The following is a 23,472-nucleotide window of genomic DNA, read 5'->3' on the forward strand; positions in this document are numbered from 1 at the left end:
TTCACGGACAACAGTTAACTGATTGATTCAACGGATCCAGGTGTCTCCTGCCCGAGCGGACCGTGAGAACACCCACTTGTTGGGTACGGGAGCTGTGATACCGGCTACCTGCCCGGAAGGCATCCTTCCGGACGGCCGCGCGGATCAGTCGGCCAGGGCCGCTTCGAGCGAGTCGTGCACCGTGAAAACGGCGTCCGCGCCGGTGATCTCGAACACCCGGGCCACCACCGGCTGCATCCCGGCCAGGTGGACGCCGCCCCCCGCGGCCTCCGCCTTCAGGCGGGCGCCCAGCAGGACGTTCAGCCCGGTGGAGTCCATGAAATCGAGGCGTGAGCAGTCCACCACGAGGCGTGCGTAGCCGTCGTCGACGCAGCCTTCCAGTGATTCCCGCAACAGATCCGCGGTGTGGTGATCCAGCTCACCGGCGACGGTCACGACCGCGCTGGCGCCGTGCTGGCGGATCTCGACGTGAAGCCGGCCCCGGCTTGCACTGCCGACCGTCCCGCGGTCCATGCGAGCGCACCCCTCTTGCTGCCTAGACGACTGTTTTGGTGACGACATTGCTTACGACTGCGCGTGTCGAACCCTACGCCTTCCTGACGCGCGCCGGTAGCCGAAGAAAGGGCATAGCCGATCAATACGGACAGCGGCCACTTGCCTTCTTGCGGCGAAGACAGGTAGGCGTAGAAGGACACATTCGAAACGGCCGGCTTTGGAGGCGCCGCACACCGCAGCTTCACGCAGAGGCTTCGGCAGCCATATGCCGAGAACGATGGAGGAGACACATGTCACCCCGGCTCGACGAATTGCGCACCGACGACCCCCGGAAGACCGCATCGTCGACACCCCTGCCCGATACCACCGGGCTTATCCCTTCCCCGTCGCACGCCCCGGACGCCGAGTCCCCGAGCGTGCCCGATATCGACGGTCTGCCCGAGATCCCACCCTTTGACGAAGTGGGTCCGGTAGATGCCAGGGCGCTGTCGAAAACCCTCTTCGAGCGCCTGGAATCGCTGGAAGAAGGCACCCACGAATTCGCGTACGTGCGCAACACGCTGGTCGAACTGAACCTCGCGCTGGTGAAGTTCGCGGCCTCCCGGTTCCGCTCCCGCAGCGAGCCCATGGAGGACATCGTCCAGGTCGGCACCATCGGGCTGATCAAGGCGATCGACCGCTTCGAGCTCGGCCGCGGCGTGGAGTTCCCGACCTTCGCGATGCCGACCATCGTCGGCGAGATAAAGCGCTTCTTCCGCGACACCAGCTGGTCGGTGCGGGTCCCGCGCCGGCTCCAGGAACTCCGCCTGGACCTGGCCAAGGCCGGTGACGAGCTGGCCCAGCAGCTCGACCGCGCCCCCACCGTCGGCGAGCTGGCCGAACGCCTCGGCATCACCAAGGACGAGGTCGTCGAGGGCATGGCCGCGAGCAACGCCTACACGGCGAGCTCGCTGGACGCCCAGCCGGAGGAGGACGACACCGAGGGCGCGCTGGCCGACCGGATCGGCTACGAGGACCACGGCCTCGAGGGCATCGAGTACGTCGAGTCGCTGAAGCCGCTGATCGCCGAACTCCCGCAGCGGGACCGGAAGATCCTCTCCCTGCGGTTCGTCGCCAATATGACGCAGTCCGAGATCGGCGAGGAGCTGGGCATCTCCCAGATGCACGTCTCCCGGCTGCTCTCCCGCACCCTGGCCCGGCTCCGCAAGGGCCTGATGATCGAGGAGTAGCCCGCGGTCGCGCCGGCCCGCCGCGGCCGGCGGGCGCACCCGCGCAGACGAGGGCCCGCCCCGGCAGTGTCCGGGACGGGCCCTCGGTGCGTCCGGGGCCGCCGGCGCCCGGCAGCGGGCCTACAGGCGCGCGCCCTTGTGCCACACGTCCGTCACCAGGGGGACGCCCGGCCGGTAGGCGAGGTGGACGTGCGAGGGCGCGTCCAGCAGGAGCAGGTCGGCGCGGGCGCCGGGGGCGATCCGGCCGACGTCGTCGCGGCGCAGCGCCCGGGCGCCGCCGGCGGTCGCCGACCACACCGCCTCGTCGGGCGTCATCCCCATGTCGCGGACGGCCAGCGCGATGCAGAACGGCATCGAACTGGTGAAGGACGAGCCGGGGTTGCAGTCCGTGGAGAGCGCCACGGTGGCGCCCGCGTCGAGCAGCGGGCGGGCGTCGGGCCACTGCGCGCGGGTGGAGAACTCGGCGCCCGGCAGGAGCGTGGCGACGGTGTCCGACTGGGCCAGCGCGTCGATGTCGGCGGCGGTGAGGTGGGTGCAGTGGTCGGCGGAGGCGGCGCCCAGTTCGACGGCGAGCTGGACGCCGGGTCCGTGGCCGAGCTGGTTGGCGTGCACCCGGGGGACGAGGCCCTTGGCCTTTCCGGCGGTCAGGACGGCGCGCGCCTGGTCGCCGTCGAAGGCGCCGCGTTCGCAGAAGACGTCGACCCAGCGGGCGTGCGGGGCGCAGGCGTCCAGCATCGGGCCGGTGACCAGGTCGACGTAGCCGGCCGGGTCGTCGGCGTAGTCCGGGGAGACGATGTGCGCGCCGAGGAAGGTGACCTCGTCGGTGTGCGCGGCGGCGATCCGCACCGCGCGGGCCTCGTCCTCGACGGTCAGGCCGTAGCCGGACTTGACCTCCTGGGTGGTGGTGCCCTGGCGCAGGCCCTCGGCGAGGTAGCGGGCGACGTTGGCGTGCAGGGCGGCGTCGTCGGCGGCGCGGGTGGCGGCGACGGTGGTGCGGATGCCGCCGGCGGAGTACGGGCGGCCGGACATCCGGGCGTTGAACTCCTCGGTGCGATCGCCGGCGAAGACCAGGTGGGAGTGGGAGTCGACGAAGCCGGGCAGGCCCGCGCGGCCGGCGGCGTCGACGGCGTTGTCAGTGGCGGGTGCTTTGCTTGAGGGACCGACCCAGGCGATGCGGTCGCCGTCGATGACGACCGCGGCGTCCTGGATCAGACCGAGGGGGCCTTCACCGAGGGAGGGGTCGTTGGTGACGAGCTGGGCGATGTGGGTGATGGCGGTGGTCGGCGCGGAGGTCGTCGTCATCGCGGGGGTGCTCTCCTTCGTCCGCGGGCCGGGCGGCCCGGGCTTCGGGCGGGTGGGGGTCAGCCGCGTACGGCGGCGATGGCGTCTGCGAGCGCTCCGGCCACGTCGGGCACGCGGATGTGCGCACCGTCCCGGACGATCTGCCGCCCGGCCACGATGGTGTGCCGGACATCGGCCGCCGTGGCGGCGAATACGGCCGTCTCGGCGCCCAGGCGCGGCGGCGGTCCGGCGGTGCGTACGGAGTCCAGCCGGATCGTGGTGAGGTCGGCGAGCGCGCCGGGCGCGAGCGTGCCGGCGTCGTCCCAGCCGAGCGCCGCGTGCCCGTCGGCGGTGGCGGCGCGCAGCAGGGCGGCGGCGGTCCAGTGGCCCCGGGTGCGGGTGCGCAGCCGCTCGTCCAGCTCCATGGCGCGGGCCTCTTCGAGCAGGTCGATGACGGCGTGGCTGTCGCTGCCCAGGGAGAGCGGGCTGCCCTGCCGCTGGAGGGCGGCGGCCGGGCCGATGCCGTCGGCGAGGTCCCGTTCGGTGGTCGGGCACATGCACACGCCGGTGGTGGAGCCGCCGAGCAGGGCGATGTCGCCGTCGGTGAGGTGGGTGGCGTGCACGGCCGTGGTGCGCGGGCCCAGGACGCCGTGTTCGGCGAGCAGTTCGGTGGGGGTGCGGCCGTGGGCGGCGCGGCAGGCGTCGTTCTCGGCGGTCTGCTCGGAGAGGTGGACGTGCAGCGGTGCCCGCCGCTGCCGGGCCCACTCCGCGACGGTGCCCAGCTCCCCGGCCGGGACGGCCCGTACGGAGTGCACGGCGGCGCCGATCCGGGCGTGCCCGGCGTCCTTGAGGGCGTCGGCGCGCTCCGCCCAGGCGTCCGCGGTGCCGTCCGAGAAGCGCAGCTGGTGGCGGTTGGGCGGGTCGCCGAAGCCGGCGGAGAGGTAAGCGGTGTCGAGCAGGGTGATCCGGATACCGGCCTCGTCGGCCGCGGCGATCAGGGCCTCGCCCATCGCGTTGGGGTCGGCGTAGCGGGTGCCGCCGGGCGCGTGGTGGAGGTAGTGGAACTCCCCGACGCAGGTGATGCCGGCCAGCGCCATCTCGGCGTAGGCGGCGCGGGCGAGCGCGTGGTAGCTCTCCGGCGTCAGCCGGTCCGCGACGCCGTACATGACCTCCCGCCAGGTCCAGAAGGTCCCGGACCCGACCTGCACGCTGCCGCGCAGGGCGCGGTGGAAGGCGTGGCTGTGGGCGTTGCTCAGGCCCGGCAGGGTCAGGCCGCGCAGCGCCTCCGCGCCGGGCGGCGGGGCGGCGACGCCGGTGCGGACGGCGGTGATCCGGCCGTCCGCGGTGTCCAGGGCGACGCCCGGCTCGACGCGGTCGCCGAGCCAGGCGTGTTCGAGCCAGTATGTGACCGGTGCCGTCGGCGGTGTCATCGGCACGCCAGCCCCTCCAGTACGTCGGCGAGTGCGGTGACCCCGGCGGTGCAGTCGTCCTCGGTGGCCGTTTCGGCGGGCGAGTGCGAGACACCGGTGGGGTTGCGGACGAACAGCATCGCGGTCGGGACGGTCGCGGACAAAATACCCGCGTCGTGTCCAGCCCCGGTGCCCAGGACCGGCACCGGCCGGTCGCTCCCCTTGCCGAGGATGGCGCCGAGTTCGTCCCGCAGCGCGTGCCCGAATTCCACGATCGGGGTGAAGGATTCGCGGACGATGTCGAGGTCGACGCCGTCGCGGGCGGCCCGCTCGGCGGCGGCCCGCTCGATCCCGGCGATCACGGTGTCCAGGGTGTCCTGGGCGGCGGCGCGGGCGTCGAGCCAGCCGCGGACGAGCGAGGGGATGGCGTTGACGCCGTTCGGCTCGACGCTGACCTTCCCGAAGGTGGCCAGGGCGCCGGCCAGCCGGGCCTGCTCGCGGGCGGCGAGCACGGTCGCGGCGTAGGAGAGCATCGGGTCGCGGCGGTCCTCCAGGCGGGTGGTGCCGGCGTGGTTGGCCTCGCCGCGGAAGTCGAACCGCCAGCGGCCGTGCGGCCAGATGGCGGAGGCGATGCCGACCGGCGCGCCGGCGCCCTCGTCGTGCAGCGCCAGCGCGCGGCCCTGCTCGACGTGGAGTTCGACGAACGCGCCGAGGGTGGCGAGCCGTTCGGGGTCCGGGCCGATGGCCTCGGGGTCGTGGCCGGCGCGCTCCATGGCCTGCGGGAGGGTGGTGCCGTCGCCGTCGCGCAGCCGGTGCGCGGCCTCGCGGGTCAGCGCCCCGGTGGCCAGCCGGGAGCCGACGCAGGCGAGCCCGAAGCGGGCGCCCTCCTCGTCGCCGAAGTTGACGATGGCCAGGGGTTTGGTGAACTGCGCGCCGCGGCCCCGCAGTTCGTCCAGCGCGGCGAAGGAGGACACCACGCCCAGCGGGCCGTCGAAGGCGCCGCCGTCCGGGACGGAGTCCAGGTGCGAGCCGGTGGCGACGGCCCCGCCGGGGGCCACGTCGCGGTAGCTCGTGGCGCCGAGCCAGGCCCACTGGTTGCCGTTGCGGTCGAGCTCGTAGGCCAGCCCGCGGGCCTCGGCCTGGGCGCGGAACCACGCGCGGCAGTCCGCGTCGGCGCCGGTCCAGGCGAAGCGGCGGTAGCCCCCGGAGGAGGAGTCGCGGCCGAGCGGCCGCAGCTCCTCCCACATCTCGTGGAACGACGAGGTCACGCGCCCTCGCCCTCGCGCATCGGGATCCGGACGCCGCGCTCGGCGGCGACCTCGTCGGCGCGCTCGTAGCCGGCGTCGACGTGCCGGATGACGCCCATACCGGGGTCGTTGGTGAGCACCCGGCGGATCTTCTCGCCGGCCAGCGCGGTGCCGTCGGCGACGGTGACCTGCCCGGCGTGGATCGAGCGGCCCATGCCGACGCCGCCGCCGTGGTGCAGGGAGACCCAGGAGGCGCCGGAGGCGACGTTGACCATGGCGTTGAGCAGCGGCCAGTCGGCGATCGCGTCCGAGCCGTCCTTCATGGCCTCGGTCTCGCGGTAGGGGGAGGCGACCGAGCCGCAGTCGAGGTGGTCGCGGCCGATGGCCAGCGGCGCCTGGAGCGTGCCGTCGGCGACCATCTCGTTGAACCGCTCGCCGGCCTTGTCGCGCTCGCCGTAGCCGAGCCAGCAGATCCGGGCGGGCAGGCCCTGGAAGTGGACGCGTTCGCCGGCCATCTTGATCCAGCGGGCCAGGGAGGTGTTCTCGGGGAAGAGGTCGAGGATCGCCTTGTCGGTGGCCGCGATGTCCTTGGGGTCGCCGGAGAGCGCCGCCCAGCGGAACGGGCCCTTGCCCTCGGCGAAGAGCGGCCGGATGTAGGCGGGGACGAAGCCGGGGAAGGCGAACGCCCGCTGGTACCCGGCGAGTTGGGCCTCGCCGCGGATGGAGTTGCCGTAGTCGAAGACCTCGGCGCCGGCGTCCATGAAGCCGACCATGGCCTCGACGTGCCGGGCCATCGACTCCCGGGCGCGGGCGGTGAAGCCGGCCGGGTCCTTGGCCGCGTACTCCTTCATCTCGGCGAAGTCGACGCCGGTGGGGAGGTAGGACAGCGGGTCGTGGGCGCTGGTCTGGTCGGTGACGATGTCGATCGGGGCGCCGTCGGCGAGCATCCGCGGCAGGAGGTCGGCGGCGTTGCCGAGCAGGCCGATGGAGAGCGGTTTGCGCTGGTCACGGGCCTCGACGGCGAGCTGGAGGGCGTGCTGGAGGCTGTCGGCCCGCACGTCGAGGTAGCGGTGCTCGATACGGCGCTCGATGGCGCGCGGGTCGCAGTCGATGCAGATCGCGACGCCGTCGTTCATGGTGACGGCGAGCGGCTGGGCGCCGCCCATGCCGCCGAGGCCGGCGGTGAGGGTGATGGTGCCGGCCAGCGTCCCGCCGAACTTCTTCGCGGCGACCGCCGCGAACGTCTCGTAGGTGCCCTGGAGGATGCCCTGGGTGCCGATGTAGATCCACGAACCGGCCGTCATCTGGCCGTACATGGTCAGGCCGAGGGCCTCCAGGCGGCGGAACTCCTCCCAGTTGGCCCAGTCGCCGACGAGGTTGGAGTTGGCGATCAGGACGCGCGGCGCCCACTCGTGGGTCTGCATCACGCCGACCGGCTTGCCGGACTGGACGAGCATCGTCTCGTCCTGCTTCAGCGTGGTCAGGGTGCGGACCATCGCGTCGAACGAGCGCCAGTCGCGGGCGGCCTTGCCGGTGCCGCCGTAGACGACGAGCTGGTCCGGATGCTCGGCGACCTCCGGGTCGAGGTTGTTCTGGAGCATGCGGAGTGCGGCTTCCTGCTGCCATCCGCGCGCGCTCAGCTCCGTACCGCGCGGTGCCCGCACGGGTCGCGGTCCCGACATGGGCCCTGCCTCCCTGACCTTGATGGATTGACCTATTCACAGTCTTGCGCGCCTGAATACGACTAGTCAACAGGCGCCGGGGTGCCGGTGGCGGGTTTTCCCCAGGCCGCCGATTTCGACTTGCCGGGCGGGAAAGCCGGTGTTAGCTTTCCGAGTGGGAAAGTTGGAGCGGGGCGCCGGCAGCGGCGGCCCCGCCCGCCCGGACCGTCCGGGCCGCGCGCGGGCACGCCATCCGCGCCGCGGACCGGGAGGCGTCCGGGACGTCTACGGGGAGGCGAACGGGACATGACCACACCGGTGGATGCCGAGCGGGCCTGGCAGGATCTCCAGCGGATCCGCGTCCCGCAGGAGCGGGTGTACGACGAGGTCGAGCGGTGCGCGCGCGGCGACCGGCGGGCGACGTACGTCACCGCCGCCCTGATGTGGCTCTTCCTCGCCTCCTCCGGGCTGGACCTGCCGCGCTGGGCCTCGTTCCTCGTGCTCGCCGCCTACGTCGGCGGTCTGGCCGCCCTGGGCGTGATCTACAGCCGCCGGACGCGGGTGCGGCTGCACCGCTCGCGGTACACCTGGCGCACCTTCGCCACCTTCCTCGCCGGCGCGGCCGTCGGCGGCGGCACGATCCTGCTCACCGGCTACCTGGCCGAGCGGCTGGCGCTGCCCTACGGGAGCGTGATCCAGGCGACCGTCTCCGCCGGCGCCTTCGCGCTCTTCGTCGGCCCCGCCAACCGCTGGGCGGTCAGCCCGCTCCGCGGCCGCGCCCTGGGCGCACCGCCCGCGAGACCGATCCCCGAGGAGGCCGGCCGATGAGCACCCCATCGGGCTTCGACGAACTCATCCATCCCGCCACCCGGCTGTCCGTGGTGGCCATGCTCGCCGCGACCGAATGGGCCGACTTCGCCTTCGTCCGCGACGGCCTCTCGCTCAGCGACTCCGCGCTCTCCAAGCAGCTGCACACGCTGGAGGAGGCCGGATATCTGGAGATCCGCAAGGAGGGCGGCGGCCGGAAGCGGCGCACCAAGGTGCGGCTGACGGCCCGCGGCCGCGCCGCCTTCGACGGCCATGTCGCCGCGCTCCGCGCCATCGTCGAGGGCGCGGGCCCGGGGGCCGCCCGGTCCGCACCGCAGCAGCCGGCCGACGCCGGCCGATGACCACACACCACGGGGGGAAGCAGCGATGACCACCACACCCACCGGCCCGGCCGGCACCGCGCCGGTCGTACGGGCCCGCGGCCTGCGCATGGCGTACGGCGGCACCGATGTCCTGCACGGCGTCGACCTCGACATCCGGCGCGGCGAGGTCTTCGCCCTGCTGGGGCCGAACGGCGCCGGCAAGACCACCACCGTCGAGATCCTGGAGGGCTTCCGGCAGCGTTCCGCCGGCGAGGTCGAGGTGCTCGGCGCGGATCCGGCGCGGGCCGGCGACGCCTGGCGGGGCCGGATCGGCCTCGTCCTGCAGTCCTGGCGCGACCACCGCCGCTGGCAGGTCGCCGAGCTGCTGACGCACTTCGCCGGGTACTACCCCGAGCCCCGGGATCCCGACGAGCTGCTGGCGGTGGTCGGCCTGACCGGCCAGGCGGGGCAGCGCGTCGACCGGCTCTCCGGCGGCCAGCGCCGCCGCCTGGACGTGGCACTCGGCATCGTCGGCCGCCCGGAGCTGCTGTTCCTGGACGAGCCCACGACCGGCTTCGACCCCGAGGCCCGCCGCGGCTTCCACGACCTGGTGGAGCGCCTGGCCCGCGAGGAGGGCGTCACGGTCCTGTTGACGACCCACGATCTGGCCGAGGCGGAGCGGCTCGCCGACCGGATAGCGATGCTGGTCGACGGACGGATCCGGGCCTGCGGCACACCGGCCGAGCTGGCCGCGCGGGCCGCGGCGCGGGCCGAGGTCCGCTGGACGGCACCGGACGGCGAGCGGCGCCGCGAGCACACCGCCGATCCGTCCCGCCTGGTCTGGGAGCTCCACCAGGCCCTCGGCGGCCCGATCGCCGACCTGGAGGTGCGCCGCCCGACGCTGGAGGACACGTACCTCCACATGCTCCACGGCCGGCCCGGGACCGAGGGGGGCCACGGCACCACCGGCCCCGCCGACTCCGGCTCCGGGGCCGACTCCGGCTCGGGCTCCGGCGAGGGCGCCGACGCCGACGCGGATCGGGCTCGCGCGGCATGACCACCGGGCGCCCGCCCGGCGTACGGGAAACGGCACACGGCACGGCAGACAGCAGCACCACCACGACGGGGGAACGGACATGACCATGACGTCACCGACAGCGGCCGGCGGGCCGGGCCTCGCGGCCCCGGGCCGGCGCGGCGGCCACGGAGGACTGCGGCCCTGGCGGGCCGGGATCCGGCGCGGCGTGATCGAACTGCGCCATCTGCTGGGCAACAAAAAGGAGTTGGCCGGCCACGTCTCCAACATCGTCGTCGGCCTGCTCATCACCTCGTTCATCCACGGAAACGTCCCCGGGACGCACATCCCGATGGCGCATCTGACGCTGTCCGGGTTCGCCGGGTACCTCCTCTTCCAGATCGGGCTGCTCAACCTCCCGCAGATCCTGGTGACCGAGCGGGAGGAGGGCACCCTGCTGCGGCTGCGCGCCACCCCCGGCGGCATACCGGCCTACCTCATCGCCAAGTCCCTGCTGATCGTGGTCCTCGCGCTGGGCACCCTCGCGGTGCTGCTGGGCGCCGCCGCCGCCCTGGTGGACGGGCCGCTGCCGCACAGCGCCGGCGGCTGGCTGACGCTGCTGTGGGTGACCGCCCTCGGCCTGCTCGCGGTCGTCCCGCTGGGCGCGGCCATCGGGGCCGTCCTGCCCAACCCCCGGGAGGCGCTGGCGCTGATCATGCTGCCGTCGATGGCCCTGCTGATCACCTCCGGCGCGATGTTCCCGCTGTCCCGGATGCCGGCGGTGGTCCAGGACATCGCCTCGGTCTTCCCGCTCCGCTGGATGGCCCAGGGCCTGCGCTCGGCCCTGCTCCCGGACGCCGCCCGGGCCGCCGAGGCCGCCGGCTCCTGGCAACTCCCCACCGTCGCCCTGGTCCTGGGGGCCTGGGCCGTCCTCGGCTTCCTGCTCGCCGTCCCCCTCCTCCGCCGCGCCACCCGCCGCGAATCCGGCTCCCGCCTCACCGCCCGCCAGGCCATAGCCAAGGCGAACGGCGTCCCGGGGGCGTAGGGGGTGTCCGCCTAGGGCGCGGGGGCCTGGCGCGGGCCGGCCCGGCCGCTCCGGCCGGGCCGGGCCGGAGCGGTCTCACCCGGGCAACACGCCCAAGCGGGGGCAGACCCGGATCGGTCCGTGCCAAGGCCGCGCTGGCGTGGCGCGGCGGGGTGGCCGGATGATGAAGTGGGCGCATGACCTTCACGGACCGAGACCGTGCCGTTCAGGCAGCCATCACTCAGGGGCTGGTCGGCTCCGGGCAGCCCGTGGCGGGGCTGCTCGACATCGCCGGCATCCGCCGGTCCGCGGCCGAACTCCGCGCCGCCTTCGCGGAGTTCACCGCTCCGGGCACCCCGGTCCTGCACGCGTTCGCGGTGAAGGCCGCCGCCCTCGTCCCCGTACTGCGGCTGCTGGCGCAGGAAGGCATCGGCTGCGAGGTGGCCAGCCCCGGCGAGCTGGCCGTGGCCCGGGCCGCCGGGATCCCGGCCCGTGACACCGTCCTGGACTCCCCCGCCAAGACCCGTTCCGAGCTCCGCGAGGCGCTCGCCCTCGGCATCGCCGTCAACGTCGACAACCACGAGGAACTGGCCCGTATCGACCGGATGATGGCCTCCGCGCCGTCCACCGCCCCGATAGGGCTGCGGGTCAATCCGCAGATCGGCGGCGGCAGCATCGGCGCGATGAGCACCGCCACCGACACCTCCAAGTTCGGCATCCCGCTGCGCGACTCAGGGGCCCGCGACTGGGTCGTCCGGGCCTGCCTCGACCGGCCGTGGCTGACCCGCCTGCACGCCCACGTCGGCTCCCAGGGCATGCCGCTGGAGCGGATGGCCGAGGGCGTCCGGGCGCTCTACGACCTCGCCGAGGAGATCAACGAACAGGCCGGCGGCCGCCGGATCACCACCCTCGACATCGGCGGCGGCCTGCCCGTCAACTTCGCCTCCGACACCGTCACCCCCACCTACCGCGAGTACGCGGCAGTGCTGCACGCGGCGGTCCCCGGACTGTTCTCCGGGCGGTACGGGCTGGTCACCGAGTTCGGCCGGTCGCTGCTGGCCAAGCACGGGATGGTGCTGGCCCGCGTCGAGTACGCGAAGTGGGCCGGCGGCCGCCCGATCGCGGTCACCCACGCCGGCGCCCAGGTCGCCACCCGCACGGTCTTCGCGCCCGCGGCCTGGCCGATCCGGGTGGCGGCGTACGACGCGGCCGGCCGGCCGAAGACCGGGGCGCCGGTCCCGCAGGACATCGCCGGCCCCTGCTGCTTCGCCGGCGACCTGGTCGCCGAGAACCGCCCGCTGCCGCTGCTGGAGGCCGGCGACCACACCGCCCTCCTGGACACCGGCGCGTACTACTTCTCCACCCACTTCGCCTACAACTCGCTGCCCCGGCCCGGTGTGTACGGCTACGCGGCCGGGCCGGACGGCACGGTGCGGTTCGCCACCGTCCGGACCCCGCAGACCCTGGAGGAGCTCACCGCCGAGAGCGGCGCCGCGCACGCCGACGACCTGCGCGACCTCGCCCTGGGCTGAGCGCGGGCGCGCGCCGGCCGGGGCGCGCGCCGGCCGGGGCGCCCGCCGGGGCCCGCCCCGCGCCCCCGGCGCCTCACTCCACGAACAGCCCCCGCTCCGCCGCCTTGGTGTCGAACTCCTCCAGGCGGGCCTGGGCGTCGGGCAGCCCGTCGCACATCGCCTCCAGCAGCACCCGCCCCAGCAGCATCGGGGCGCACGCGGTGTCGAAGGCCAGACCGGTGCCGACCGGGGCCGGCAGCAGCAGATCGCTGTGGTGCGCCACCGGCGCGAACGCGCTGTCGGCGACGGTGACGACGGTCAGCCCGGCGGCGCGGGCGCACTCCAGGGCCTCGATGACCTCGCGCGGGTGGCGGGGCAGCGCGAAGCACAGCAGCACGGTGGCCCCGGCGCGTACCGCCGCGTCGATGCGGTCGGTGAGCATGGTGCCGCCCTCGTCCAGCAGCCGGACGTCGGGGTGGACCTTCCGTGCGAAGTACGCGAAACCGGCGGCCTGCGCGGTGGCCGCGCGCAGGCCGAGGACCGGCAGCGGCCGGGAGCGGGCGAGCAGGCGCCCGGCCTCGGTCACCGGCCCGGTGTCGGCGAGCGCGTCGGCCAGGTGCCGGAGGTTCTCGATCTCGGCCTGGACGGCCTGCTGGTACTCGTTCAGCGCACCGGCGCCGCCGGGCTTCCCGGCGGGGGCCACGTCCCGGAGGTGGCGGCGGAGCGCCGGGTAGCCGTCGAAGCCGAGCGCCACCGCGAAGCGGGTGACGGACGGCTGGCTGACCCCGGCGAGTTCGGCCAGCTCGACGCTGGAGAGGAACGGCGCGTCGGCGGCCCGCCGCACCATGCAGTGGGCGATCCGGCGCTGGGTCGGCGTCAGCCGGTGCCCCTCGAAGAGCCGCTGGAGGCGGGCCGCGCCGCCGGCGCCCGGCCCGTCGGCGGCCCGGCCCGCCGCCGCCCGCCCGGCCGCGCCGGTCCCCCGCGCCCGCGTGCCGCCCGCGCGGACGCCGCCGTCCACGTCACCGCCCACGCCGTTGTCCCCGTCCCCGCTCATCGCCTCTTCCTCCCGGCCCGCTCCGGGCCTTGTCGTCTGCCGACCGACTGTACGGAATTCCCGGCCGCGCCGGTCCGGGGTACGGGCGGAAGCGGCCCGTCCGGCCGCCCGGCGCCCGCCCCTCCCCGCCACCACCAATCCAGTCCCGCCTATTGACCTCCCATTCATTCACACCGATCCTGCATGAATCCATACACGCAGCGCACCCGGAGCGCGCCCGAAGCGCAACCGGGGCGCATTCGGCCACCCCGGACAAGGCAAAGAGCACGTACGCACGGCACACCCAGCACCCCAGCACCCCGAAAGAGGCGGGCACCATGGCAGGAGTGATCGAGCAGCGCTCGATCGACGTCGTCCCGGACGACGAGCGGCACGGCAGCGCGGTCAGCCAGTTCACCCTCTGGCTCGGCGCCAACCTCCAGGTCACCGCCGTGGTCACCGGCGCGCTGGCCGTCGTCTTCGGCGCCAACGCCTGCTGGGCGGTGATCGGCCTGCTGCTCGGCAACCTCGCGGGCGGCGCCGTGATGGCGCTGCACTCCGCCCAGGGCCCGCGCCTCGGACTGCCGCAGATGATCACCTCGCGGGCGCAGTTCGGCGTGCGCGGCGCGGTGGTGCCGCTGGCGCTGGTGATCGTCATGTACATCGGCTTCTTCGCCAGCGGCAGCGTGCTCGCCGGGCAGGCGGTGGGCGAGCTGACGCACCTGGGCGGCACGGCCGGCATCGTGCTCTTCGCCGCGGTCACCGCCGTCGCCGCGGCCGTCGGCTACCGCCTGATCCACCTCCTCGGCAAGATCGCCGGCCTGGTCTGCGCGCTGGCCTTCGTCTACCTCGGCGTCCACCTGCTCCAGCGCGCCGACCTCGCCGCGCTGCTGCACGACCGCGGTTTCGCGCTGCCGGTCTTCCTGCTCGCGGTCTCGCTCTCGGCGTCCTGGCAGCTGGCGTTCGGCCCGTACGTGGCGGACTACTCCCGCTATCTGCCGCGCCACACCTCCACCCGCGCCACGTTCTGGTGGACGCTCTCCGGGTCGGTGCTGGGCGCGCAGTGGTCGATGACGTTCGGGGCGCTGGCGGCCGCGGCGGCCCCGGCCGCGTTCACCGGCAACGAGGTCGGCTATCTCGTCGGACTCGGCGGTACGGGGCTGATCGCCTCGTTCCTCTACTTCGTCATCGCGCTCGGCAAGCTCACCATCAACATCCTCAACACCTACGGCGGCTTCATGTCGCTGGTCACCAGCGTCAGCGGCTTCCGCGGCCAGCGCACCCTCTCCGCGCGCGGCCGGGCGGCGTACATCGCCGGGATCATGGTGGCCGGGACCGCCGTCGCGCTGCTCGGCAAGGACTCCTTCCTCACCTCCTTCAAGGACTTCCTGCTCTTCCTGCTGACGTTCTTCACGCCCTGGTCGGCGATCAACCTCACCGACTACTACCTGATCTCCAAGGAGCGCTACGACATCCCGGCGCTCACCGACCCCGGCGGCCGCTACGGCGCCTGGAACGTCCGCGCGCTGGCGGTCTACGCCTTCGGGGTGCTGGCCCAACTCCCGTTCCTGGCCACGCAGTTCTACACCGGCCCGCTGGTCGCCCCGCTCGGCGGCGCCGATATCTCCTGGCTGGTCGGCCTGGCCGTGCCCGCCGTCCTGTACCGGCTCACCGCCCGCCGCGACGCCCACCGCCCCGGCGCCCCGGACGCCCCGGAGGGGCACCACCTGCCGGCCGGTCTCGGGGGCTAGCCCTACCGCGCGGGCCCCCTCCCTGTCCCTACGCTCGGCGTATGGCGACACACGACCCCGCATCCCGGTCCTCCACCCCGCGGTCCCCCGACTCCGACCTGCGCACCGACCTCGACGCCGCGCTCCGGACCCGTGCCGAGCTGGGCCCCGAGTACGAGGCGGAGCTGGTCGAATCCTTCCTGGAGAAGCTCGACCGGAACGTCGAACGGCGGGTGCGCCGGCAGGTGGCCGAGCAGCAGGTGCAAGTGGCGCGCGGGCACCGGCCGCCGGGTGCCGGGTCCGGCCGGTCGGAGTTCTGGGAGCGGTTCGCGGTCGCCGTGGTCTCGCTGGTGCTGGCCGTCCCGCTGACCGCGATCGCCGTGGTCAACGCCGGGCTGGTCGGCCTGGTGGTCTGCTGGGCCGGCGTCGTCGGCGTCAACGCCGTCCACGGCCTGGCGCCGGGCACGCGGCGGCGGACCCGCGCGGACCGCCCCGACGAGGAGTGGCGCGACGAGAAGTGGGGCTGACCGCAGCACCGGGACCGGACCGGAGCCAGGGGGGTTTTCGCGGGGACCGCCGCACCCCGGCCGGAGCCGGGGGCGGGACGACGGCGGTCCCCGCCCGGGACGCGATCCGGGTCAGGGCCGGCCCTCGCATCCTGGCGATCGTGGAGGTCCGGGAGCCGCTCCGGAGGTCCGTATCGCCTGACACCACTGTGGCGCAGAAGTGTTAACCCCGTGCTGCGCCCACGTGACGCCTACGCGCCCCTAGCGGCGCCGGCCCTTTTCCTGACGGAAACCTGACACGCGACCCGGCACCGCACAACGGGCCGGGCCCACGACCGGGCCCACGGGCCGGGCCACGGGCGCGGGCACCAGCCGCCCGCCCGGACGCCCGCGCCCCCGCCCGCCGGAAGACCTCCGCCCCTACTTCCCGGCCCCCCGCGCCAGATAAGCCAGCAGGTCCTGCCGGCTGACCACGCCCTTCGGCTTGCCCTCGACCAGCACGATCGCCGCGTCGGCGGTCTCCAGCACCGCCATCAGGTCGGCGACCGGCTCGCCCGAGCCGACCTGCGGCAGCGGCGGGCACATGTGCTTCTCCAGCGGGTCGGAGAGCGAGGCCCGCTGGGTGAACAGCGCGTCCAGCAGCTCCCGTTCGACGACCGACCCGACGACCTCGGCGGCCATCACGTCCGGGTGCCCGGCGCCCGGCTTGACGATCGGCATCTGCGAGACGCCGTACTCCCGCAGCACCTCGATCGCCTCGCCGACCGTCTCCTCCGGGTGCATGTGGACGAGCGAGGGCAGCGCGCCCGCCTTGTGCTGGAGGACCTCGCCGACCCGGGCGGCGGTGCCGCTCTCCTCCAGGAAGCCGTAGTCGGCCATCCACTCGTCGTTGAAGATCTTGGAGAGGTAGCCGCGGCCGCTGTCCGGCAGCAGGATGACCATCACATCGTCCGGGCCGAGCCGCTCGGCGACCCGCAGACCGGCCACCACGGCCATCCCGCAGGAGCCGCCGACCAGCAGGCCCTCCTCCTTGGCCAGCCGCCGGGTCATCTGGAAGGCGTCCTTGTCGGACACCGCCACGATCTCGTCGGCGACATCGCGGTCGTAGGCGGTCGGCCAGAAGTCCTCACCGACGCCCTCGATGAGGTACGGCCGGCCGGAGCCGCCGCTGTAGACGGAGCCCTCCGGGTCGGCGCCGATGACCTTCACCCGGCCCTCGCTGGCGTCCTTCAGATAGCGGCCGGTGCCGCTGATCGTGCCGCCGGTGCCGACGCCCGCCACGAAGTGCGTGATCCGCCCGTCGGTCTGCTCCCACAGCTCCGGCCCGGTGGTCTCGTAGTGCGAGCGCGGGTTGTTGGGGTTGCTGTACTGGTCCGGCTTCCAGGCGCCGGGCGTCTCGCGCACCAGCCGGTCCGAGACGTTGTAGTACGAGTCCGGGTGCTCGGGGTCCACCGCGGTGGGGCAGACCACCACCTCGGCGCCGTACGCCCGCAGCACGTTGATCTTGTCCGTGGACACCTTGTCCGGGCAGACGAAGATGCACTTGTAGCCCTTCTGCTGGGCCACGATCGCGAGCCCGACGCCGGTGTTCCCGGACGTCGGCTCCACGATCGTGCCGCCCGGGCGCAACTCGCCGGACTCCTCGGCGGCCTCGATCATCCGCAGCGCGATCCGGTCCTTGACCGATCCGCCCGGGTTGAAGTACTCGACCTTCACCAGGACGGTTGCCTGGATCCCCTGAGTGACGCTGTTGAGCCGGACGAGCGGGGTGTTGCCGACGAGCTCAATCATCGAATCGTAAAACTGCACGGTGGTCTCCGCGGTCGGGGGCACGCTCTCCTGCGCCCGTGCCGCCAGCCTATTGCCCTGGTGGGCCGGGGGCCCCCGGGTCCGTCCGCACGGCTCCATCGGGGGCCCGGAGCGGTGCGGCGCGTTGCGGCGGGGTCCGGAACGGGCATCTGACAGATGACGGAGTTCTGCCCTTTCACGTGCGCGTCCGGCCCTGCCGCGGCGCGCCCGCGCTGCACGGGGAGGTGCCGGCCGATGGCGATGACGAGGTCCAGGGCGAGGGTCGCGCGGCGGATCGCGACCGCGGCGGCGTTCGGCGGCGGCGGCGCCGGGCTGCTGGGCGTGGCCGCGGTCGGGCTGCTGCTGACCGAGGTGCGGCTGGCCCGCCGCACGGTCGGCGGCTCCAGCGACATCCCGCCCTGCGCCGACGGCCGCTACGGCGCCGCCTTCGGCCACCGCACCGACCGTCCGCCGCTGCGGCTGGGCTTCCTCGGCGACTCCACGGCGGCGGGCCAGGGCGTCCACCGGGCCTCCCAGACGCCCGGCGCGCTGCTCGCCAGGGGCCTGGCCGCGCTCGCCGAACTCCCCGTCGACCTCCGCAACGTGGCCCTGCCCGGCGCCCGGTCCGACGACCTGCCGCGCCAGGTGCAGCTGATCCTGGACGGCGGCGAGGAGGTCCCGGACCTCTGCGTGATCATGATCGGCGCCAATGACGTCACCCGCCGGCTGCCGCCCGCGGAGTCGGTGCGCCATCTGTCGGCGGCGGTGCGGACGCTGCGCGCGGCCGGCTGCGAGGTCGTCGTCGGCACCTGCCCCGACCTGGGCACCATCGAGCCGGTCTACCAGCCGCTGCGGTGGGTGGCCCGCCGGCTGTCCCGCCAGCTGGCCGCCGCGCAGACCATCGGCGTGGTCGAGAACGGCGGCCGGACGGTCTCGCTCGGCGCGCTGCTCGGCCCGGAGTTCGAGGCCCGGCCCCGGGAGCTGTTCGGCCCGGACAACTACCACCCCTCGGCCGAGGGCTACGCCACCGCCGCGATGGCGGTGTTCCCCACGGTGTGCGCGGCGCTCGGCCTGTGGCCGGAGGAGGAGCGTCCGGAGCCCGCCCGGCGCGAGGACATCCTGCCGGTCGAGCAGGCCGCGGCCCGGGCCGCCTCCGAGGGCGGTACGGAGGTCACCGCCTCCCGCGCGCCGTGGGCCCTGCTCAAGCACCGCCGGCGCCGCCGCCTGCCGGACCCGGAGGAGGGTGAACGGGACGGGACGGCGGTGACGGGGTGAGGGGCGCGCAGGGGCGTACGCGGAACGGACGCTGCCCGCCGGGGCCCGACCGCACGGGGATACCCGCCCGCCCCGTTCCGGGAATACCGGCCCGCCCCGCCCCGTTCCCATAAGCGCCCGCTTAGAAAAGAGGCCCGCATCACAGCGCGCAGCGCGTGACCTCTCGCCGTACGTACGGGTAACTTCCCAGACGGTCCACCCTGTTCGCGGCCCGCCGCCCGGGGCGCCGCCGCGCGACGAGGCACCGGACGCCGCACCTACTCACTCCTGGAGCCGTGATGCCCGAAGCCGTGATCGTCTCAGCCGCCCGCTCCCCGATCGGCCGCGCCTTCAAGGGCTCCCTGAAGGACCTGCGCCCCGACGACCTCACCGCGACGATCATCCAGGCCGCGCTCGCCAAGGTGCCCGAGCTGGACCCGGCCGATATCGACGACCTGATGCTGGGCTGCGGTCTGCCCGGCGGCGAGCAGGGCCACAACCTCGGCCGGATCGTGGCCGTCCAGATGGGGATGGACCACCTCCCGGGCTGCACGATCACCCGCTACTGCTCCTCCTCGCTCCAGACCAGCCGGATGGCGCTGCACGCGATCAAGGCCGGCGAGGGCGACGTCTTCATCTCGGCGGGCGTCGAGATGGTCTCGCGCAGCGTCAAGGGCACCTCCGACGGCATGCCCGACACCCACAACCCGCTCTTCGCGGACGCCGAGGCCCGTACGGCGGCCCGCGCCGAGCAGGAGGGCGCCGACTGGCAGGACCCGCGCGCGGACGGCCTGCTCCCCGACCCGTACATCGCGATGGGCCAGACCGCGGAGAATCTGGCCCGTTTCAAGGGCATCACCCGCCAGGAGATGGACGAGTTCGGCGTCCGCTCGCAGAACCTCGCCGAGCAGGCGATCAAGAACGGCTTCTGGGAGCGGGAGATCACGCCGGTCACGCTGCCGGACGGCACGGTCGTCGCCAAGGACGACGGTCCGCGCGCCGGCGTCACGCTGGAGGGCGTGCAGGGCCTGAAGCCGGTGTTCCGCCCGGACGGCCTGGTCACCGCGGGCAACTGCTGCCCGCTCAACGACGGCGCCGCCGCGCTGGTGATCATGTCCGACACCAAGGCGCGCGAGCTGGGCCTGACCCCGCTGGCCCGGATCGTCTCCACCGGCGTCTCCGGCCTCTCCCCCGAGATCATGGGCTACGGCCCGGTGGAGGCCAGCAAGCAGGCGCTCCGGCGCGCCGGGCTGTCGATCGGGGACATCGACCTGGTCGAGATCAACGAGGCGTTCGCCGCGCAGGTCATCCCCTCGTACCGCGACCTCGGCATCGACCTGGACCGGCTGAACGTCAACGGCGGCGCGATCGCCGTCGGCCACCCCTTCGGCATGACCGGCGCCCGGATCACCACCACGCTGGTCAACTCCCTCCAGTGGCACGACAAGCAGTTCGGCCTGGAGACGATGTGCGTGGGCGGCGGCCAGGGCATGGCCATGGTGATCGAGCGGCTCAGCTAGTCCAGCTCGGACCGATGGGTGCGTGGAAAACGGGTCAACTCCCGTTTCCCGCGCACCCTTCGCGTTCGTACGGGCACCTGGGGCGACGCGGAGTGACGCGCGCCACTCGGTGACAAGATCGCGACCCAATCGCTCCCAGGATTGTGACCAACATCCCGGGGAAGCAGCGTCCTTGCAGCTCAGCCGGGGCCCGCCGGACCGCAGGACCCCCCAAGGGCACCCCATTTCGGGACATAGCACCCCGCTCACGGTCGCCGACACCGGCCCGGCTGTTGTAGGAAGTCGGAGAACAATCTGCTATCGGGAGTACGCCGGTGACCGGTCCGCGACAGTGTGTGCGTATGCCCGGGAGTGAGCGAACACCGAAAGGTGCGCGCCTCGCGAGTGCGAGGCTCAAGCGAAGCGAGGTTTCGGCATGACTGTCACCACCCTCGTCCTGCTGCTGGCCGCGGCGGTCGCCGTGGTGCTGGGCGCCGCCGCCCTGGGCAGCGCCCGGGCGCTGCGCCGCCAGATCGCCGCGCTGCACGCCGAACTCGTCGCCGCCCGCGCGGAGGCCGCCGCCCGCGCCGGTGCCGGGTGCCCGGCGGCCGCGGCGGTCCCGGCGGCCCGCGGGGTGCCGGCCGGCGAGACCCCGCTCGCGGACATACGCGCCGCCGTCGCGGACGCGCTCGCCGAGGAGCGGGAGCGGGAGCTGGCCGAGGCGCGCGCCTTCTGGGCCGCGCAGGAGGCCCGGGACGCCGCGGACGCCCCGTCGCTGTCCGGCCCGCTGGCCGGTCTGGGCGACGAGCTGCCGTTCGACGGCCGCGAGGGGCGCCGGGAGGCGGACGGGCGGCTGGAGCTGGACCGCTTCGACGGCCACCCGTTCGTACCGCGCCAGGCGGACCTGGCCGGGCTGGAGTCACTGCTCGGCCCGGACGCCCTGGAGCCGCTGCCGGCGCTGGAGTCCGTCGAGGCGCTGGAATCGGTGGAGGCCCTGGAGTCCGTCGAGGCCCTTGAGACGGTTGAGGCGCTGGAGTCCGTCGAGGCACTGGACGCGCTGGACGCGCCGGAGTTCGAGCCGGCCGAGCCCACCGAGTCCGCCGAGCTGGCCGCGGCCCGCCGCCGCCACCCCTCGCACCCGGACTTCTCGCCGATGCCGGCCGCCGCCGACCACGAGCGGACGGTGGCGCGCCTGGCGGAGCTGGCCCGGGACGCCACCCCGCTCGCCGACGTCCGCCCCGGCCCGCTGGGCACCCTGGACGTATACGTCTTCGCGGACGGCACCACGCTCTGTCTGACGCCGGGGCACCGCGAGACCGCCGAGAGCGTGGCCGGCGCGCTGCGCGAGGGCCACACCCCCGTCCTGCTCGGCGGCTCGGGGATCGCCGGCGCCTACACCCTGACGTTCTCCTGGGGCGAGCGCCGCGAGGAGAACGCCTACATCCTCGCCGACCGGGTGATCGCCTCGCTCTGAGCGGTCTCCTCCACCCGGCGCACGGCCTCCGCCAGCTGCTCGGCGGGGGCCGCTTTCGCGTCAGCTTTCACGCCAGCTTCCGCGCCGGCTTCCGCGTCGCCCGGAACGGCCGCGGCGGCGCCCCGCAGCGCCTCGATCAGGTCGTGCCCGGCCACCGCGAGCTGGTCGCCGGCGGCGAAGATCCCGGCGTCGGGGAGTTCCCTGGGCTCCTGCCCGGGGCGCTCGATCCGCTGCGCGCGGGCCGCCAACTCCCGGGCCAGCGCCAGCCCTTCGGCCGCGGCGCCGCGCCGCAGGGCGCTCTGCGGCAGCGCCCGGAGGCGGTCGGCGAGGGCGTCCACGGCGGTCTGCAAAGGCGTCACGTCAAGCACGCGGCGAGCCTATGCGCAACGTACGGGTGGTTGCCAACGGCGGAAGCCTGGGGCACGGTGAGCGGAAGAACCAGCATCGACCGCGTCCGGAGGCGCCGATGTCTCAGTCCATCTCCGAAGAAACCCACCGGAACCTCCTCTCCCGGATCCCGCACTGCACGGGCCGGGAAATCTCCGAATGGCTCCGCACCGTCGACGAAGGCCCCGCCCTCTTCCGCTTCGACGAGAAGGTCAGCTGGCTGCGCGGCGCGCACAACCTCTCCTACGGCCACGCCAAGGCGATCGTCCATGAACACGATCTCCGGCGCGCCGCCCGGAAGTTCTGAGAGCACCGGGCCCGTACCGCACCACCGGTCCGGGAACGCGCGAGGGGCCCGCGGGCGCAGTGCCCGCGGGCCCCTCGTGCCGCCTGCGGCGGTCAGTCGCGCAGGATCGAGATCAGCCGCAGCATCTCCCAGTAGATCCACACCAGCGTCAGGGTCAGGCCGAACGCGGCCAGCCAGGACTCCTCGCGCGGCGCGCCGTAGGCGATACCGTCCTCGACCTGCTTGAAGTCCATGGCGAGGAACGCCGCGCCGAGCACGATGCCGACGACGCCGAAGAGGATGCCCAGGCCGCCGCTGCGGAAGCCGAGGCCGTCACCGCCGCCGAAGACCATGAACAGCACGTTGACCAGCGACAGCAGGACGAAGCCCAGCGCCGCGATCAGCACGAAGCGGGTGAACCGCTCGGTGACCCGGATGATCCGCGTCTTGTAGGCGATCAGCACGGCGGCGAACACCGCCATCGTGCCCAGCACCGCCTGCATGGGCGCGCCGCTCAGCTTCGGCAGGCTGTTGAGGTAGCCGCTGAGCGCGCCCAGGAAGACGCCCTCCAGCGCGGCGTAGCCCAGGATCAGCGCCGGGACCGGCTTGCGCAGGAAGGACTGGATGAAGCCGAGGACCGTCGCGGCCAGGCCGGCGCCGATCGCGAAGGCGAGCTGCCCGGTCAGGAAGAGCCAGCCGGCGGTGGCGCCGGCGACGACCGTCCCGAGCGTCAGGCCCGTGCGCGTGACGACGTCGTCCATCGTCATGGGCCGGGTCTGCGGGGTGTGCTGCGGTGCGTACGGGGGCGTCTGGGTGGCGTACGGGTTCGTCCCGGCGTACGGGTTGGCTCCGGCGTAGGGGCCGGCGGCGGGGCCCCCGGCCTGCGCCGGCGCATCGAAGCCCGCGTAGCCGGTGCCGCGGCTGAATCCCCGCCGCGAGAAGACCGGGTTGCTGCTCCTCATCTCACTCCTCCATGGCCGCCCTGCGCGGCCTTGTCGCAAGCGTAATGGCTTGGCAAAGACACGTCTCTCGTCCTTGGGCAGGATCTTCCCCTGATACGCGGACGACACGTCCTCTCCATGGAGGACGTCCGGGGCGGCCCGGAGGTGCCCGCCGCGGCGGACCGGTTGCCGGCCGCGGTGCCCGCGCCGCCGCCGACGCTGTGTCATATGCCACTTCATCCCCCGGACGCCGGCCGGGGCGGCCCGTCAGATAGTCCGGACAAAATCCGGGTAATCGATCTTTTCCCGTCGCGGTCGAACGCGCTTTTACCCGCTTCGTCAACTCCGGGAGCCCGGGGTCACCGGCATGATCCGAATCCGATAAATGTCTGATCTCCGCACTCGGGCGCAACCGATTGACCAGAGCCGTCGTCATACCTGCTGGCCGGAGCCTGCCCTTCACCGGGCGGCATCCGTCACCTCGTGTAGCGATCCGGGTGCGGGTGGTCGTAAAGCCCGTGAGTCGATGGGGCTATTCTGGCCCGGAAACAGCAGCGAAAGAGGGTTGAGGT

21 protein-coding genes are annotated in these 23,472 nt (G+C 73.8%); 12 read left to right on the forward strand and 9 right to left on the reverse strand.

The annotated features are described in order from the left end of the window. Window positions 1–144 precede the first annotated feature (144 nt). Window positions 145–513, reverse strand: a complete 369-nt coding sequence (locus tag ADL22_RS14015) for an STAS domain-containing protein (RefSeq protein ID WP_066978046.1) — start codon at window positions 511–513, stop codon at window positions 145–147. 272 nt (window positions 514–785) lie between these two features. Between ADL22_RS14015 and ADL22_RS14020 the strand changes: the two genes are divergently transcribed. Then, window positions 786–1,724, forward strand: a complete 939-nt coding sequence (locus ADL22_RS14020) for an RNA polymerase sigma factor SigF (protein ID WP_066978050.1) — start codon at window positions 786–788, stop codon at window positions 1,722–1,724. A gap of 120 nt (window positions 1,725–1,844) precedes the next feature. Here the strand turns inward: ADL22_RS14020 and hutI are convergent, their stop codons facing one another. Genes hutI through hutU form a run of 4 tightly spaced genes read right to left on the reverse strand, consistent with a single transcriptional unit; the run spans window position 1,845 to window position 7,343 of the window. After that, window positions 1,845–3,026 carry an imidazolonepropionase gene (gene hutI / locus ADL22_RS14025; RefSeq protein ID WP_066978053.1) on the reverse strand — a complete coding sequence of 394 codons (1,182 nt, stop codon included), beginning with the start codon at window positions 3,024–3,026 and terminating at the stop codon, window positions 1,845–1,847. Window positions 3,027–3,085: 59 nt separating this feature from the next. Then, window positions 3,086–4,435, reverse strand: a complete 1,350-nt coding sequence (locus tag ADL22_RS14030; RefSeq protein WP_199836292.1) for a formimidoylglutamate deiminase — start codon at window positions 4,433–4,435, stop codon at window positions 3,086–3,088. Continuing rightward, window positions 4,432–5,661, reverse strand: a complete 1,230-nt coding sequence (locus ADL22_RS14035; RefSeq protein WP_234430693.1) for an allantoate amidohydrolase — start codon at window positions 5,659–5,661, stop codon at window positions 4,432–4,434. The genes ADL22_RS14030 and ADL22_RS14035 overlap by 4 nt, the downstream gene beginning before the upstream one ends. A 17-nt stretch (window positions 5,662–5,678) precedes the next feature. Next, window positions 5,679–7,343 (reverse strand): urocanate hydratase, encoded by a 1,665-nt coding sequence (hutU, locus tag ADL22_RS14040; protein WP_066978061.1) that lies wholly within the window; start codon window positions 7,341–7,343, stop codon window positions 5,679–5,681. Between the two features lie 285 nt (window positions 7,344–7,628). Here hutU and ADL22_RS14045 point away from each other — a divergent pair, with 285 nt between their 5' ends. From ADL22_RS14045 to ADL22_RS14065, 5 genes are all read left to right on the forward strand, one after another. Then, window positions 7,629–8,150 (forward strand): hypothetical protein, encoded by a 522-nt coding sequence (locus ADL22_RS14045; protein WP_066978063.1) that lies wholly within the window; start codon window positions 7,629–7,631, stop codon window positions 8,148–8,150. Beyond that, a complete protein-coding gene (locus tag ADL22_RS14050) occupies window positions 8,147–8,491 on the forward strand; it encodes a winged helix-turn-helix domain-containing protein (RefSeq protein ID WP_066978066.1) in 345 nt (114 codons plus the stop codon). Before ADL22_RS14045 ends, ADL22_RS14050 begins: the two co-directional genes overlap by 4 nt. A gap of 25 nt (window positions 8,492–8,516) precedes the next feature. After that, window positions 8,517–9,509 carry an ABC transporter ATP-binding protein gene (locus tag ADL22_RS14055; RefSeq protein ID WP_066978069.1) on the forward strand — a complete coding sequence of 331 codons (993 nt, stop codon included), beginning with the start codon at window positions 8,517–8,519 and terminating at the stop codon, window positions 9,507–9,509. Window positions 9,510–9,594: 85 nt separating this feature from the next. Beyond that, on the forward strand, window positions 9,595–10,512 hold the full coding sequence (locus tag ADL22_RS14060) for an ABC transporter permease (protein ID WP_079064111.1): 918 nt from the start codon (window positions 9,595–9,597) through the stop codon (window positions 10,510–10,512). Between the two features lie 176 nt (window positions 10,513–10,688). Further along, complete coding sequence (locus ADL22_RS14065) at window positions 10,689–12,023, forward strand: diaminopimelate decarboxylase (RefSeq protein WP_066978072.1); 1,335 nt, start codon at window positions 10,689–10,691, stop codon at window positions 12,021–12,023. Window positions 12,024–12,096: 73 nt separating this feature from the next. Here the strand turns inward: ADL22_RS14065 and ADL22_RS14070 are convergent, their stop codons facing one another. Then, window positions 12,097–13,056 carry a MurR/RpiR family transcriptional regulator gene (locus ADL22_RS14070; protein ID WP_066978076.1) on the reverse strand — a complete coding sequence of 320 codons (960 nt, stop codon included), beginning with the start codon at window positions 13,054–13,056 and terminating at the stop codon, window positions 12,097–12,099. Between the two features lie 317 nt (window positions 13,057–13,373). Between ADL22_RS14070 and ADL22_RS14075 the strand changes: the two genes are divergently transcribed. Together ADL22_RS14075 and ADL22_RS14080 are read left to right on the forward strand one after the other, a co-directional pair. Beyond that, window positions 13,374–14,786 (forward strand): purine-cytosine permease family protein, encoded by a 1,413-nt coding sequence (locus ADL22_RS14075; RefSeq protein WP_107116299.1) that lies wholly within the window; start codon window positions 13,374–13,376, stop codon window positions 14,784–14,786. Between the two features lie 41 nt (window positions 14,787–14,827). Further along, entirely contained in the window at window positions 14,828–15,292 is a 465-nt protein-coding gene (locus ADL22_RS14080; protein ID WP_066978136.1) for a hypothetical protein, read from the forward strand. Window positions 15,293–15,691: 399 nt separating this feature from the next. Here the strand turns inward: ADL22_RS14080 and ADL22_RS14085 are convergent, their stop codons facing one another. Next, a complete protein-coding gene (locus ADL22_RS14085) occupies window positions 15,692–17,080 on the reverse strand; it encodes a cystathionine beta-synthase (RefSeq protein ID WP_066978139.1) in 1,389 nt (462 codons plus the stop codon). Between the two features lie 234 nt (window positions 17,081–17,314). Between ADL22_RS14085 and ADL22_RS14090 the strand changes: the two genes are divergently transcribed. The 3 genes from ADL22_RS14090 (at window position 17,315) to ADL22_RS14100 (ending at window position 21,286) form a co-directional block, all read left to right on the forward strand. Next, window positions 17,315–18,334, forward strand: coding sequence for an SGNH/GDSL hydrolase family protein (locus tag ADL22_RS14090; protein ID WP_066978079.1), 1,020 nt, complete (start codon window positions 17,315–17,317; stop codon window positions 18,332–18,334). Window positions 18,335–18,612: 278 nt separating this feature from the next. Continuing rightward, on the forward strand, window positions 18,613–19,833 hold the full coding sequence (locus tag ADL22_RS14095; protein ID WP_066978082.1) for an acetyl-CoA C-acetyltransferase: 1,221 nt from the start codon (window positions 18,613–18,615) through the stop codon (window positions 19,831–19,833). Window positions 19,834–20,248: 415 nt separating this feature from the next. Further along, window positions 20,249–21,286, forward strand: a complete 1,038-nt coding sequence (locus ADL22_RS14100) for a hypothetical protein (protein ID WP_066978085.1) — start codon at window positions 20,249–20,251, stop codon at window positions 21,284–21,286. Here ADL22_RS14100 and ADL22_RS14105 read toward each other — a convergent pair. Next, window positions 21,250–21,654 carry a hypothetical protein gene (locus tag ADL22_RS14105; RefSeq protein WP_066978088.1) on the reverse strand — a complete coding sequence of 135 codons (405 nt, stop codon included), beginning with the start codon at window positions 21,652–21,654 and terminating at the stop codon, window positions 21,250–21,252. The two genes, ADL22_RS14100 and ADL22_RS14105, sit on opposite strands and share 37 nt — an antisense overlap. Before the next feature lie 98 nt (window positions 21,655–21,752). Here ADL22_RS14105 and ADL22_RS14110 point away from each other — a divergent pair, with 98 nt between their 5' ends. Beyond that, window positions 21,753–21,980 carry a DUF4287 domain-containing protein gene (locus ADL22_RS14110; RefSeq protein WP_066978091.1) on the forward strand — a complete coding sequence of 76 codons (228 nt, stop codon included), beginning with the start codon at window positions 21,753–21,755 and terminating at the stop codon, window positions 21,978–21,980. Window positions 21,981–22,072: 92 nt separating this feature from the next. Here ADL22_RS14110 and ADL22_RS14115 read toward each other — a convergent pair whose 3' ends face one another. Next, window positions 22,073–22,921 carry a Bax inhibitor-1/YccA family membrane protein gene (locus ADL22_RS14115; protein WP_066978094.1) on the reverse strand — a complete coding sequence of 283 codons (849 nt, stop codon included), beginning with the start codon at window positions 22,919–22,921 and terminating at the stop codon, window positions 22,073–22,075. Window positions 22,922–23,472 lie beyond the last annotated feature (551 nt).

Source organism: Streptomyces sp. NRRL F-4489, from assembly GCF_001509485.1.
Taxonomy (GTDB): domain Bacteria; phylum Actinomycetota; class Actinomycetes; order Streptomycetales; family Streptomycetaceae; genus Streptomyces.

Excerpts from the sequence above, each read along its gene's own strand:
- ADL22_RS14015 (WP_066978046.1), bottom strand. The coding sequence starts at position 513 with ATGGACCGCGGGACGGTCGGCAGTGCAAGCCGGGGCCGGCTTCACGTC.
- ADL22_RS14020 (WP_066978050.1), top strand. The coding sequence starts at position 786 with ATGTCACCCCGGCTCGACGAATTGCGCACCGACGACCCCCGGAAGACC.
- hutI (WP_066978053.1), bottom strand. The coding sequence starts at position 3,026 with ATGACGACGACCTCCGCGCCGACCACCGCCATCACCCACATCGCCCAG.
- ADL22_RS14030 (WP_199836292.1), bottom strand. The coding sequence starts at position 4,435 with ATGACACCGCCGACGGCACCGGTCACATACTGGCTCGAACACGCCTGG.
- ADL22_RS14035 (WP_234430693.1), bottom strand. The coding sequence starts at position 5,661 with ATGTGGGAGGAGCTGCGGCCGCTCGGCCGCGACTCCTCCTCCGGGGGC.
- hutU (WP_066978061.1), bottom strand. The coding sequence starts at position 7,343 with ATGTCGGGACCGCGACCCGTGCGGGCACCGCGCGGTACGGAGCTGAGC.
- ADL22_RS14045 (WP_066978063.1), top strand. The coding sequence starts at position 7,629 with ATGACCACACCGGTGGATGCCGAGCGGGCCTGGCAGGATCTCCAGCGG.
- ADL22_RS14050 (WP_066978066.1), top strand. The coding sequence starts at position 8,147 with ATGAGCACCCCATCGGGCTTCGACGAACTCATCCATCCCGCCACCCGG.
- ADL22_RS14055 (WP_066978069.1), top strand. The coding sequence starts at position 8,517 with ATGACCACCACACCCACCGGCCCGGCCGGCACCGCGCCGGTCGTACGG.
- ADL22_RS14060 (WP_079064111.1), top strand. The coding sequence starts at position 9,595 with ATGACGTCACCGACAGCGGCCGGCGGGCCGGGCCTCGCGGCCCCGGGC.
- ADL22_RS14065 (WP_066978072.1), top strand. The coding sequence starts at position 10,689 with ATGACCTTCACGGACCGAGACCGTGCCGTTCAGGCAGCCATCACTCAG.
- ADL22_RS14070 (WP_066978076.1), bottom strand. The coding sequence starts at position 13,056 with ATGAGCGGGGACGGGGACAACGGCGTGGGCGGTGACGTGGACGGCGGC.
- ADL22_RS14075 (WP_107116299.1), top strand. The coding sequence starts at position 13,374 with ATGGCAGGAGTGATCGAGCAGCGCTCGATCGACGTCGTCCCGGACGAC.
- ADL22_RS14080 (WP_066978136.1), top strand. The coding sequence starts at position 14,828 with ATGGCGACACACGACCCCGCATCCCGGTCCTCCACCCCGCGGTCCCCC.
- ADL22_RS14090 (WP_066978079.1), top strand. The coding sequence starts at position 17,315 with ATGGCGATGACGAGGTCCAGGGCGAGGGTCGCGCGGCGGATCGCGACC.
- ADL22_RS14095 (WP_066978082.1), top strand. The coding sequence starts at position 18,613 with ATGCCCGAAGCCGTGATCGTCTCAGCCGCCCGCTCCCCGATCGGCCGC.
- ADL22_RS14100 (WP_066978085.1), top strand. The coding sequence starts at position 20,249 with ATGACTGTCACCACCCTCGTCCTGCTGCTGGCCGCGGCGGTCGCCGTG.
- ADL22_RS14110 (WP_066978091.1), top strand. The coding sequence starts at position 21,753 with ATGTCTCAGTCCATCTCCGAAGAAACCCACCGGAACCTCCTCTCCCGG.
- ADL22_RS14115 (WP_066978094.1), bottom strand. The coding sequence starts at position 22,921 with ATGAGGAGCAGCAACCCGGTCTTCTCGCGGCGGGGATTCAGCCGCGGC.